Origin of the sequence: Rossellomorea sp. KS-H15a (assembly GCF_024195245.1) — a bacterium.
GTDB classification, from domain to species: Bacteria; Bacillota; Bacilli; order Bacillales; family Bacillaceae_B; genus Rossellomorea; species Rossellomorea vietnamensis.
In genome coordinates, this window is the sequence record NZ_CP096886.1 from 667,501 (window position 1) to 680,465 (window position 12,965).

The 12,965-nt window shown below is 44.9% G+C and carries 10 protein-coding genes, 2 rRNA genes and 1 other annotated feature (2 of these 13 only partly in view); all 12 genes read left to right on the forward strand.

Annotation, left to right across the window (positions count from 1 at the left end; all coding sequences use genetic code 11):
• A 23S ribosomal RNA gene (locus M1J35_RS03270) occupies positions 1-560 on the forward strand (it extends 2,377 nt beyond the left edge of the window).
• Between the two features lie 102 nt (positions 561-662).
• Positions 663-779 (forward strand): 5S ribosomal RNA (gene rrf, locus M1J35_RS03275).
• Positions 780-1,341: 562 nt separating this feature from the next.
• Complete coding sequence (locus tag M1J35_RS03280) at positions 1,342-1,803, forward strand: CtsR family transcriptional regulator (protein WP_034766034.1); 462 nt, start codon at positions 1,342-1,344, stop codon at positions 1,801-1,803.
• A gap of 20 nt (positions 1,804-1,823) precedes the next feature.
• Positions 1,824-2,372, forward strand: coding sequence for a protein-arginine kinase activator protein McsA (locus M1J35_RS03285; protein ID WP_224522363.1), 549 nt, complete (start codon positions 1,824-1,826; stop codon positions 2,370-2,372).
• Positions 2,369-3,451 (forward strand): protein-arginine kinase McsB, encoded by a 1,083-nt coding sequence (locus M1J35_RS03290; protein ID WP_079534447.1) that lies wholly within the window; start codon positions 2,369-2,371, stop codon positions 3,449-3,451. Before M1J35_RS03285 ends, M1J35_RS03290 begins: the two co-directional genes overlap by 4 nt.
• Position 3,452: 1 nt before the next feature.
• Positions 3,453-5,900 carry an ATP-dependent protease ATP-binding subunit ClpC gene (gene clpC, locus M1J35_RS03295; RefSeq protein WP_254652759.1) on the forward strand — a complete coding sequence of 816 codons (2,448 nt, stop codon included), beginning with the start codon at positions 3,453-3,455 and terminating at the stop codon, positions 5,898-5,900.
• Positions 5,901-6,356: 456 nt separating this feature from the next.
• Complete coding sequence (gene radA, locus M1J35_RS03300; RefSeq protein WP_034766026.1) at positions 6,357-7,733, forward strand: DNA repair protein RadA; 1,377 nt, start codon at positions 6,357-6,359, stop codon at positions 7,731-7,733.
• 3 nt (positions 7,734-7,736) lie between these two features.
• Positions 7,737-8,810 (forward strand): DNA integrity scanning diadenylate cyclase DisA, encoded by a 1,074-nt coding sequence (gene disA, locus M1J35_RS03305; protein WP_034766024.1) that lies wholly within the window; start codon positions 7,737-7,739, stop codon positions 8,808-8,810.
• Positions 8,811-9,023: 213 nt separating this feature from the next.
• Positions 9,024-10,115, forward strand: a complete 1,092-nt coding sequence (locus M1J35_RS03310) for a PIN/TRAM domain-containing protein (RefSeq protein ID WP_060674161.1) — start codon at positions 9,024-9,026, stop codon at positions 10,113-10,115.
• Between the two features lie 80 nt (positions 10,116-10,195).
• Positions 10,196-10,900, forward strand: coding sequence for a 2-C-methyl-D-erythritol 4-phosphate cytidylyltransferase (gene ispD, locus M1J35_RS03315; RefSeq protein WP_254652760.1), 705 nt, complete (start codon positions 10,196-10,198; stop codon positions 10,898-10,900).
• The gene (gene ispF / locus M1J35_RS03320; protein ID WP_229597117.1) at positions 10,893-11,369 is read left to right on the forward strand and encodes a 2-C-methyl-D-erythritol 2,4-cyclodiphosphate synthase; all 477 of its coding nucleotides are present in this window, start codon (positions 10,893-10,895) and stop codon (positions 11,367-11,369) included. The genes ispD and ispF overlap by 8 nt, the downstream gene beginning before the upstream one ends.
• A gap of 85 nt (positions 11,370-11,454) precedes the next feature.
• Positions 11,455-12,912 carry a glutamate--tRNA ligase gene (gene gltX, locus M1J35_RS03325; RefSeq protein WP_254652761.1) on the forward strand — a complete coding sequence of 486 codons (1,458 nt, stop codon included), beginning with the start codon at positions 11,455-11,457 and terminating at the stop codon, positions 12,910-12,912.
• A 43-nt stretch (positions 12,913-12,955) separates the two neighbouring features.
• Positions 12,956-12,965, forward strand: a binding site (T-box leader); it runs 208 nt beyond the window's last position.

The following is a 12,965-nucleotide window of genomic DNA, read 5'->3' on the forward strand; positions in this document are numbered from 1 at the left end:
AGCTTGACTGCGAGACCTACAAGTCGAGCAGGGACGAAAGTCGGGCTTAGTGATCCGGTGGTTCCGCATGGAAGGGCCATCGCTCAACGGATAAAAGCTACCCCGGGGATAACAGGCTTATCTCCCCCAAGAGTCCACATCGACGGGGAGGTTTGGCACCTCGATGTCGGCTCATCGCATCCTGGGGCTGTAGTCGGTCCCAAGGGTTGGGCTGTTCGCCCATTAAAGCGGTACGCGAGCTGGGTTCAGAACGTCGTGAGACAGTTCGGTCCCTATCCGTCGTGGGCGCAGGAAATTTGAGAGGAGCTGTCCTTAGTACGAGAGGACCGGGATGGACGCACCGCTGGTGTACCAGTTGTCTTGCCAAAGGCATCGCTGGGTAGCTATGTGCGGAAGGGATAAGTGCTGAAAGCATCTAAGCATGAAGCCCCCCTCGAGATGAGATTTCCCATCACGTAAGTGAGTAAGATCCCTAGAAGATGACTAGGTAGATAGGTCAGAGATGGAAGCATGGCGACATGTGGAGTTGACTGATACTAATCGATCGAGGACTTAACCACAAAAAGTCATATTTATATGAACAACAATTGGTCGATATTCGGCTTTCTTGACATCAATCCTTTATCTAGTTTTGAAGGAACAATCCTTCAATTGAATAGTCGTCTGGTGATAATGGCGAAGAGGTCACACCCGTTCCCATGCCGAACACGGAAGTTAAGCTCTTCAGCGCCGATGGTAGTTGGGGGATCTCCCCCTGTGAGAGTAGGACGTCGCCAGGCAAATGTGAAGAAAGAGTAGCTCTTAGGAGTTACTCTTTTTTGGTTGATTGTTTTAAATGGACGTATGGTGAGTCTGTTTATGGTATTATATGGTAAAAAACGCAATAAACGAAAAAATGACGCAAAAAATTAAAAAATAACGCAATCATCCTTCGAAATGACGCAAAAAAATGAAAAACGACGCAATTCCCACGAATTTCTTAAAAGCCACACTCATATCAACAGTCAATATATCAGTATTTGTAGTAATGAGATCACTTTCATTATCTATCGATGTGATTGTCCATATGAAATCATCAACTCCCTCACCCATCATAAACATTTAATCCGGTATTCCAAACCACCAATCAAAAACCCTCATAGAACCACTCCCCATCCACAATACTCACACTCACCCAGTGCCCCATTTCCAAATTTCTATCCAACAATCTCATATTCACACGTTTAAAACCTTCCTTAAACAGGAAAACTTCTAAGGTCAAACTTCATAATTGCAAAGTTTAAAACGCGGTTGTATAATTATAGTCAAATATAGTCAAAGTCAAAATGAGGAGGAGGTTTGATGAGGAACATATCCGACATCATTGAAAATTATTTAAAGAATGTGTTAGAACTGAGTGAAAGTGAGATAGTCGAGATTAAAAGAAGCGAGATCGCTGATAAGTTTCAATGTGTTCCTTCTCAAATTAATTATGTGATTAATACCCGCTTTACTGTAGAACGAGGGTATGTAGTAGAAAGCAAACGTGGCGGCGGTGGATACATCCGGATCATGAAGGTGAAGGCCCACGATCAGGTTCACTTGATCGACCAGTTAGTGGCATTGATTACACAAACGATCAGTCAGAATACGGCAGCTGATATTGTTTTTCGGTTAGTGGAAGAAGAGATCATTTCCGAAAGAGAAGCCAAGATCATGCTGAGTGTGATGGATCGATCGGTCATCATGGTCGAATTACCGGAACGGGATATCCTGAGAGGAAGAATGCTTAGAGCCATGCTGGATACATTGAAGTATGAGTAAGGGTTAAAGAGGTGAATGGGATGGTTTGTCAAGAGTGTAACGAAAGACCTGCGACCCTTCATTTTACCAAGGTGGTAAACGGGGAAAAGACAGAGGTTCACTTATGTGAGCAATGCGCTCAGGATAAGGGTGAGATGTTTATGTTTGATTCTTCTCCCGGCTTTTCAGTGAACAATCTATTGGCAGGTCTTCTAAATATAGCTCCTGCATTTAAGCAGGCAAAGGAAACCGAGATTCCTAAGACAGAAGTTTTGCAGTGTGAAAAATGTAAAATGACGATTCATCAGTTCATTAATGTGGGACGCTTCGGCTGTGCCCATTGTTATGAGACGTTTAAAGATGAACTCACTCCATTATTAAAGCGTGTTCATAATGGCAATGTCGAGCATCATGGAAAGGTTCCGGAGCGTATGGGCGGAGCCATCCATGTGAAAAAGAAGGTTTTACAGTTGAAGTCTGAATTGCAAGCTATGATTGCGGATGAAGAGTTTGAGAAAGCAGCCGAGATCCGAGACGAAATCCGCTCCCTGGAAAAGGAGATAAAGAAAGAGGGAGGCGATAAAGAATGAGTCTTGAGAAGTTCTTGAGTAATGCCGTCAGTTCCTGGATGAGTGAAGAGGGACCGAATTCGGATATTGTCCTCAGCTCCAGGGTAAGGCTTGCGAGGAATCTGACAGACTTCCGTTTTTCCACACTTTATTCTTCAGAGGAAGCCAGGGAAATCGTGGATCGGGTAAGGGAGAAGCTCACATCATACCCGAAGAATTTAGGAGAATTAGAATTTTTACCTACAAGTGAGATTCAGCCTCTCCAAAAGAGGGTATTAATGGAGAAACACCTTATAAGTCCGAATTTGGCAGAGGAAACGAATTATGGAGCTGTCCTTTTATCAAGTGAGGAAGATATTAGCATAATGGTAAACGAAGAAGACCATATTCGAATACAGTGTTTATATCCAGGTCTGCAATTGAAGGAAGCTTTACAGAAAGCCAATCAGATCGACGATTGGTTTGAAAGTGAATTTGACTTTGCGTTTGATGAGAAGCATGGCTACTTAACGACTTGTCCTACCAACGTGGGGACGGGTCTCAGGGCTTCCGTCATGATGCATTTGCCGGGACTGGTGTTGACGCAGCAGTTAAACCGTATCATTCCCGCCATCAATCAACTGGGGTTAGTGGTGAGAGGGATTTACGGAGAAGGCAGCGAAGCGCTGGGGAACATCTTTCAAATCTCCAATCAAACGACACTTGGTAAGTCGGAAGAAGATATCGTAGAAGATTTGTTAAGCGTTGTGAAGCAGATCATTGAAAAAGAGCAATCGGCAAGGGACGCATTAGTTCAAACGTCAAACATACAATTAGAGGATAGGATCTTCCGTTCTCTAGGGGTGCTGGAGCATAGCAGGATCATTGAGTCCAAGGAAGCTGCGAAATGTTTATCGGATGTCAGGCTTGGAATTGATTTAGGATACATCAAAGTGATATCTAAGAATATATTGAATGAACTAATGATTTTAACCCAACCTGGTTTTTTACAACAATATTCTGGAGGTCCACTGAGACCAAATGAACGAGATATAAGAAGGTCTTCTTTGATTCGGGAGCGAATTAAGTTAGATAAAGATACATGTGAGGAGGAAAAATAATATGATGTTTGGTCGATTTACAGAAAGAGCCCAAAAAGTATTGGCATTAGCTCAAGAAGAAGCGATTCGTTTGTCGCACAGTAATATTGGTACTGAACATATTTTATTGGGACTTGTCCGCGAAGGTGAAGGAATCGCTGCCAAGGCACTTACGGCATTGGGACTGAGCCCTGAAAAGATCCAGAAGGAAGTTGAAGGGTTAATCGGGAAAGGAACCGAGAAATCTCAAACAATCCATTACACACCTCGTGCAAAGAAAGTGATTGAACTTTCCATGGATGAAGCCCGTAAGCTGGGTCACTCATATGTTGGAACGGAACATATTTTACTAGGGTTGATCCGCGAGGGTGAAGGAGTGGCAGCCCGGGTACTCGGTAATCTTGGTGTGAGCTTGAATAAAGCGAGACAGCAGGTATTGCAATTGCTTGGAAGCAATGATTCAAGCAACCATCAGGGTGGAGGCAACGCCAATGCCAATACACCTACACTTGACAGCTTAGCCCGTGATTTGACAGCCATTGCACGTGAAGGCAGCTTAGATCCGGTCATTGGTCGAAGCAAGGAAATTCAGCGCGTCATTGAAGTGCTGAGTCGTCGTACGAAAAACAACCCGGTGTTGATCGGTGAGCCCGGAGTAGGTAAGACTGCAATCGCAGAAGGCCTCGCACAACAGATCATCGCCAATGAAGTGCCTGAAATCCTGCGCGACAAACGCGTGATGACCCTTGATATGGGTACAGTTGTAGCCGGTACGAAATACCGCGGGGAATTCGAGGACCGACTGAAGAAGGTCATGGATGAAATCCGTCAGGCGGGTAACATCATCCTCTTCATCGATGAGCTCCATACGTTAATCGGAGCAGGAGGGGCGGAAGGTGCGATCGATGCATCGAATATCTTAAAGCCATCTCTTGCACGTGGGGAATTGCAGTGTATCGGTGCCACGACATTAGATGAGTACCGTAAATATATTGAAAAAGATGCAGCGCTAGAGCGCCGTTTCCAACCAATCCAAGTCAATGAGCCGACAGCTTCAGAGTCCATCCAAATCCTTAAAGGATTACGTGATCGTTATGAGGCTCATCACCGCGTGTCGATTACGGATGAAGCGATTGATGCTGCAGTGAAGCTTTCTGATCGCTATATTTCAGACCGCTTCCTACCGGATAAGGCCATCGATTTAATTGATGAAGCAGGTTCCAAGGTGCGCTTACGTTCTTATACGACGCCGCCAAACTTGAAAGAGCTTGAAGCAAAGCTGGAAGAAATCCGCAAAGAGAAGGATGCAGCGGTTCAGAGCCAGGAATTTGAAAAAGCAGCTTCTCTAAGAGATTCAGAACAAAAGCTTCGTGAAGAGCTGGAAGAAACAAAGAACACATGGAAAGAAAAGCAAGGACAGGAAAATACAGAAGTGACTGTTGAAGATATTGCGAAGGTTGTTTCGAACTGGACGGGAGTACCGGTATCGAAATTGGCTCAAACGGAAACGGATCGCTTACTCAAATTAGAGGAAATCCTTCATTCCAGAGTCATCGGGCAATCAGAAGCAGTCGTTGCGGTTTCGAAAGCCGTGCGCCGTGCACGGGCCGGCTTGAAAGATCCGAAGCGTCCGATCGGTTCCTTCATTTTCTTAGGACCTACTGGAGTCGGGAAAACGGAATTGGCACGAGCACTTGCAGAGTCCATGTTCGGTGATGAAGATGCGATGATCCGCATTGATATGTCCGAGTACATGGAAAAGCATTCGACCTCCCGTTTGGTCGGTTCACCTCCAGGATATGTGGGATACGAGGAAGGCGGTCAGTTAACGGAAAAGGTTCGCCGCAAGCCATATTCGGTCGTTCTTTTAGATGAAATTGAAAAAGCACATCCGGATGTATTCAATATTCTCCTTCAAGTTTTAGAGGATGGCCGTTTAACAGACTCTAAAGGAAGAACGGTAGACTTCAGGAATACAGTCCTGATCATGACTTCAAACGTTGGTGCACAGTCCCTTAAGAGCAATAAATACGTAGGGTTCAATATTCAGGACGGAAAACAGGATTACAAAGATATGAAAGGAAAGGTCATGGAAGAGCTGAAACGTGCTTTCCGACCTGAATTCCTTAACCGTATCGATGAAATCATCGTGTTCCATTCCCTTGAAAAAGACCACTTGAAAGAGATTGTGACATTGATGTCGAACCAATTGACAACCCGCTTGAAAGAGCAGGATATTCATTTAGAGCTTTCACCTGCTGCCAAAGAGAAGATAGCAGATGAAGGATTTGATCCTGAATACGGTGCACGACCTCTCCGTCGCGCTATCCAGAAATATGTTGAGGATAAACTGTCGGAAGAATTGTTAAGAGGAAAAGTGCTGACAGGACAGAATATTTTGATCGACGTAGAAGATAGTGAATTTGTTGTAAAGGTTAAAGAAGAGGAAGCAGCCAATACACCGACATAATAGCAAGGATGATGAAGAGGTACACGTATATGTTTTTCGTGTACCTCTTTTATCATAATGGTTACCTTACGTGGTGGGCGGGCCTGACCAAGCCGGCTCCGCTTTTCTTGATTGTCTAGCTCCGCCGGCTAGAGGCTCGAGGTCATAAGGCAATTGAACCAAAAAGGCAAAGGGCGCCTTTCCGGTTCACTCGTCTTATGCTTGTCGCCTCTACCCAAGCCGGCTCCGCTTTTCTGATTGTCTAGCTCCGCCGGCTAGTCCCTCGAGGTCATAAGTCAATCTCGCCAAAAAGGCAAAGACCGCCTTTTCAGCGAGCTCGTCTTATGCTTGTCGGGCCTGACCAAGCCGGCTCCGCTTTTCAATTGAATCTAGTACATAAAACCGATACAATCATTCCAAATGGTATTATCGTGAATAGTTAAGAGTACAAATAGGATAATAGAGGGGAAGAATAGATTGGCAAAGAAAAAGACTAAGTTTGTGTGTTCATCTTGTGGATATGAGTCTGCTAAATGGATGGGGAAATGTCCGGGGTGTAACGAGTGGAATACGATGGTGGAAGAGGTTGAAATGACAGGGAAGAAACCCCGGACGTCGTTTATGCACTCAGAAAATACCGGTCCATCTAAAGCAGAGAAGCTGATCTCCATTGAAACCAAGCAGGAGCCAAGGGTATTGACCGAGTCGAAAGAGTTGAACCGGGTGCTTGGGGGAGGAGTAGTACCAGGGTCGCTGATATTGATTGGTGGAGACCCGGGGATCGGAAAATCCACTTTGTTGTTGCAGGTTTCGGCCCAGCTTGCTGATCAGAAGCAGAAGGTATTATACATTTCCGGAGAGGAATCCATCAAGCAAACCAAGCTGCGGGCAGATCGACTGCATGTGAAATCAGATGATTTATATATATTTGCGGAAACAAATCTTGAGCTGATTCATCAAACGATTGAGCAAATCTCACCGGATTTCGTCATCATCGACTCGATTCAGACAGTCTTTCATCCTGATGTGACGTCTGCTCCCGGAAGCGTATCCCAGGTAAGGGAGTGTACGGCAGAACTGATGAGAATCGGGAAAACAAAGGGCATTGCCATCTTTATTGTAGGGCATGTTACCAAGGAAGGCTCGATTGCAGGACCTAGATTATTGGAGCATATGGTCGATACCGTACTGTATTTTGAAGGGGAACGTCACCACTCCTATCGTATTTTAAGAGCGGTGAAGAACCGTTTCGGATCTACGAATGAGATGGGGATTTTTGAAATGAAGGAATTGGGCCTTGAGGAAGTGGCCAATCCGTCTGAGATATTCCTGGAAGAGCGCTCACAAGGTGCGGCGGGTTCAACGGTCGTTGCCTCGATGGAAGGAACGAGGCCGGTTCTTGTGGAGATTCAAGCTCTTGTGACCCCAACCAGTTTTAACAACCCCCGAAGGATGGCAACAGGGATTGATCATAGCCGGGTTTCACTGATCATGGCTGTGTTGGAAAAGCGTGCAGGCATGCTCTTGCAACAGCAAGATGCGTATCTGAAAGTGGCTGGCGGGGTGAAACTGGATGAACCGGCGATTGATTTGGCCGTTGCTGCAAGTATCGCTTCCAGTTTTCGTGACAGAGCGTCCAGTGCCCATGATTGCATTATCGGTGAAGTCGGTTTAACAGGTGAGATCAGAAGGGTATCAAGAATTGAGCAGCGCGTACAGGAAGCAGCCAAGTTAGGGTTTAAGAGAGTGATTATTCCCCAGAATAACTTAAGCGGATGGCAGCCTCCTTCTGATATAGAGGTCAAAGGGGTATCGAATATTAATGAAGCACTGTCAATTATTTTAGGAGGATAAGAAATGGAAGATAAGAAGGCAAGAGATAAGTCCATGTCGGATATACTGCAATTCGTTGCTCCGGGTGCCCCGATCAGGGACGGCATTGATAATGTGCTGAGAGCCAATACGGGGGGACTTATTGTTGTTGGGTACAATGATAAGGTGAAGTCTGTTCTGGACGGGGGCTTTCATATCAATTGTGCATTCTCTCCCAGCTATCTGTATGAACTGGCCAAGATGGATGGGGCCATCATCCTGAATGAAGCGGGAACGAAGATCATTTTGGCGAATGCACAGTTGGCTCCTGATGTGTACGTGCCTTCCACTGAAACGGGTATGAGACATCGGACGGCAGAGCGGGTTGCGAGGCAAACAAATGCCCTTGTCATTGCCATCTCTCAACGGAGAAACGTCATCACCCTGTATCAAGGGAATTTCCGATATGCACTAAAGGACATCTCTGTCATCTTGACGAAAGCCAACCAGGCGATCCAAACCTTGGAGAAATATAAGGTGGTTCTCGATCAAAGCATTTCTAATTTATCCGTCCTTGAGTTTGAGGAGCTTGTCACCCAAAGCGACTTACTGCAGGTTCTTCACCGCTTCGAGATGGTTCTCAGGATCAAGAATGAGCTATTGACGTATCTCAGCGAGCTCGGTGTCGAGGGCAGATTGATCCGCCTTCAGATGAATGAACTGTTGGCGGATATTGAGGATGAGGCGATGCTCATCATCAGGGACTATTCCCAGGAAAGGAACATCAAACCGTTCGAACTTCTCTATAAATTCCAGGAGCTTGTTCACTCTGAAGTGTTAGAGGATAATGTCTTATTAAAATTACTGGGATACCACGGATATGTTCACCATGATGATGCGATTTATCCCCGAGGATACCGCGTGTTGAATAAGATCCCCCGTCTGCCGATCGTCATCATTGAAAATCTTATCACGAGATTTGAAACCCTCCACCATGTAGTGAGGGCTTCAGTCGATGATTTGGATGAAGTCGAAGGGATCGGTGAAGTAAGGGCAAGGAAAATCAAAGAGGGGTTAAAACTGATTAAGGAACAGACGTTTGCAGATCGACAGCTGTAGGCAGAGAGGCCTATATATGGCAGAAATGGGATAATTGTATCATTTTCAAAAAATTGACAGTTCGATTTAGACGTGTTAGCCTTCATGTAAGGAAGCTAGTAAGCTGGGATAAGTGTATCAAAATCGTATCCGTTGTATTAAATTCAAATTTTCAAGGCCTTAGACGTTTCAAAAATAGTAAATTGTTTATAATGAGTAGGAGGAGGTGAGGGAATGTTAAAAAGAATCGTTCAAGCGTGCTTCCTCATTGTCGGGGGAACACTTGGGATATTTCTACTTCCCGAATTATTTACCGTCATAAATCTATCGGACATTCCTTTAATTAATAACCCTTATATGACTGCTATATTTGGTGCCATCATTTTTTATATTCTTACGTTTTGGGCAGTCGAGTATGTCGTCAATTTCGTCAAGTGGTTTGAAGATAGCTTGGTAAAGGCACCGGTAACGGATTTGTTATTTGGCAGTTTAGGCCTGATTATCGGTTTATTTGTTGCGTATTTGTTTGGGATCCCCTTCAATCAAATGGAGATTCCGATCGTCAATACGGTGATTCCCATTCTATTAACATTGCTTCTTGGATATTTAGGGTTCCAGGTTGGATTTAAGAAAAGGGACGAATTGGTCAATCTATTCGGCACGGCAAACCGAGGTAAGAAAAAAGGGTCGGAAGAGGATTTGGATGAAGAGGGTGTGAAGACCCTTAAGATATTGGATACGAGTGTGATCATTGACGGCCGTATCGCGGATATCTGTCAAACAGGATTTTTAGAAGGAATCGTGGTGATTCCGCAATTCGTACTGGAAGAGCTCCAGCATATTGCCGACTCTTCCGATGTATTGAAACGAAATCGCGGACGCCGGGGTCTGGATATTTTAAACCGCATCCAAAAAGAGCTTCCTGTTGAGGTCCAGATTTATGAAGGGGACTTCGAGGAAATTCAGGAAGTGGATTCGAAGCTTGTGAAATTAGCGAAGCTTACGAATGGTATCGTTGTAACGAATGATTTCAACCTGAATAAAGTATGTGACCTTCAAGGTGTACAAGTATTGAACATCAATGACCTGGCCAACGCCGTCAAGCCGGTTGTTCTTCCTGGAGAAGAATTGAAGGTACAGGTCATCAAAGATGGTAAGGAGCATAACCAGGGAATTGCTTACCTGGATGATGGTACGATGATCGTCGTGGAAGAAGGGCGTAATTACATCGGTAAGTATATCGATGTCCTTGTCACATCCGTTCTTCAGACATCTGCAGGCAGGATGATCTTTGCGAAACCGAAGCAACTGGAAAAAGCACTGTAAGAAAACGGTTTGCAGCCTGACTCCATTGATGCAGTAAGGTATAATGAATAGTATTACTTGTGTGTTAAAGGAGTTATATTATGGAATATGTAGTGATCATTCCGGCTGCAGGGCAGGGAAAACGGATGAAAGCGGGCAAAAACAAACTGCTCCTTGAGTTGAATAGCTGTCCTGTCATCATTCATACATTGCGTGTGTTCGAGCATGACATCCTTTGTAAGGGAATCTATTTAGCCATCCATCCTTCAGAGCGACAAGTGTTTCAAGGACTCTTGGAGCGCTACGGCATCAAGAAGGTCGTGAAGCTTGTCGATGGTGGGGAAGAAAGACAGCATAGTGTATACAATGCATTGCTTGAGGTTGATCATGAGATTGTTCTGGTACATGACGGAGCAAGACCATTTATTAAAGAATCCACGATTCACCAATTAGTCGAAAAGACATATTCAACAGGGGCTGCCATTGCGGCGGTTCCTGTTAAAGATACGATCAAGAAAGTACTGGATGGCGAAGTCGAGGAAACGATTGAACGCTCAAGCTTGTGGATGGTTCAGACCCCACAAGCTTTTCGCGTTTCCGTTTTAACACAGGCACATAAAGAAGCCGATCAAGATGGTTTCCTCGGTACAGATGATGCTTCACTGGTGGAAAGGTCTGATGTTGAGGTCGCTGTCGTTGAAAGTGATTATGACAATATTAAACTGACAACCCCTGAGGATTTATATTTTGCCGAGGCGATTTTGAAGAAGCGAGAGGAAATGAGTGGAGGAGAGAAACATGTTTAGGATCGGACAAGGATTTGATGTTCATCAGTTAGTGGAAGGGAGACCCCTTATCATGGGGGGGATTACGATTCCGTATGAAAAGGGACTATTGGGGCACTCTGATGCAGATGTCCTGTTACATGCTGTAGCGGATGCGTGTCTGGGTGCCATTGCGGCCGGGGATATCGGGAAGCATTTTCCTGACACAGACCCGGAGTTCAAGGATGCTGATTCGGCAAAGCTTCTCCAGCACGTATGGGCCCTTGTGAAAAAGGAAGGCTATGAATTAGGGAATATCGATTGCACGATCATTGCCCAGAAGCCTAAGATGGCTCCTTATATTGATGAAATGAGACAAAGTATCGCTGCGCTACTGGAAGCGGATATAGGGGAAGTGAACGTGAAAGCCACTACTTCCGAGAAGCTTGGCTTTACCGGAAGAGGCGAGGGGATTGCCGCCCAAACCACCATATTGATTAAAAAGAAGTAGGGGAGAAATTCGCTTTATTCCCGTACTTAACGGTGTTAAAATAGGTCTTAGACTTTAAAGAGTAATCATTATAGGAGGAACATACATGACAAAGGAAGTACGCGTCCGTTATGCCCCGAGTCCAACGGGTCATTTACATATTGGAAATGCAAGAACCGCTTTATTTAATTACCTTTACGCCCGCAGCACAGGTGGAAAGTTCATCATCCGTATTGAAGACACGGATAAGAAACGTAATATCGAAGGTGGAGAAGAAAGTCAGCTCAAGTATCTTCAGTGGCTGGGGATCGACTGGGATGAAAGTACAGATAAGCCGGGTGAATACGGGCCTTATCGTCAATCCGAGCGTAATCATATTTATGAGCAGTATTTAAATGAGCTGCTGGAAAGTGGACAGGCGTATAAGTGTTACTGTACGGAGGAAGAGCTGGAAGCGGAACGTGAAGCACAATCAGCCTCTGGTCAAATGCCCCGCTACTCCGGTAAATGCCGTAACCTGACGAAAGAGGATCAGGAGAAATTGGCAGCAGAAGGCCGCAAGCCGAGCATCCGTTTCCGTGTACCGGCAGGGAAAGTATATTCCTTCAACGATATCGTGAAAGAGGATGTCTCATTTGAATCAGATGGTATCGGTGATTTTGTCATTGCGAAAAAAGACGGTACACCGACGTATAACTTTGCCGTTGCAGTGGATGATTATCTGATGAAAATCACACATGTTCTTCGCGGAGAAGATCATATTTCCAATACACCGAAGCAGTTGATGATCTTTGAAGCACTTGGTTGGGAAGCACCTGTTTACGGACATATGACATTGATCGTCAATGAAAGCCGTAAAAAGTTGAGTAAGCGGGATGAGAGCATCATTCAGTTCATCGAGCAATACGAAGCATTGGGGTATCTTCCAGAAGCGTTGTTCAACTTCATCGCACTACTCGGCTGGTCTCCAAAAGGAGAAGAAGAGCTGTTTTCGAAAGAGGAGTTCATTGAAATCTTTGATCCTGAACGTTTATCCACTTCTTCTGCCCTGTTTGATAATCAGAAGCTTACATGGATGAACAATCAGTACATGAAGAACTTGGAATTGGCTCAAGTGGTGGAGCTATCCCTCCCTCATTTAATCAGTGCGGGTAAATTGGATGAGAACATGTCCGATGAACAGCGCGAGTGGGCGAGCAGAGTCATTTCTTTATACCAGGAGCAAATGAGCTTCGGTGCTGAAATCGTGGAGCTGTCCGAAATGTTCTTCAAGACAGATCTTAAATATGATGAAGAGGCGAAAGCGGTACTCGAAGAAGAGCAAGTACCAGAAGTCCTTCAAGCTTTCTTGAATGAAATTGAAGCACTTGAAACGTACGAAGCGGCAGAAATCAAATCTTCTATCAAAGCTGTCCAGAAATCGACGGGCCATAAAGGGAAGAAGCTGTTCATGCCGATCCGTGTAGCCGTTACAGGCCAGACACACGGTCCTGAATTGCCGAATGCCATTGAGCTTTTAGGGAAAGATACAGTTAAACATCGTCTTCAAAGTCTTTTAGGTTAACATTTTGAAGGGTTTGTAATATAGTAAGAGTATCACGTTAAATGATATCGCGT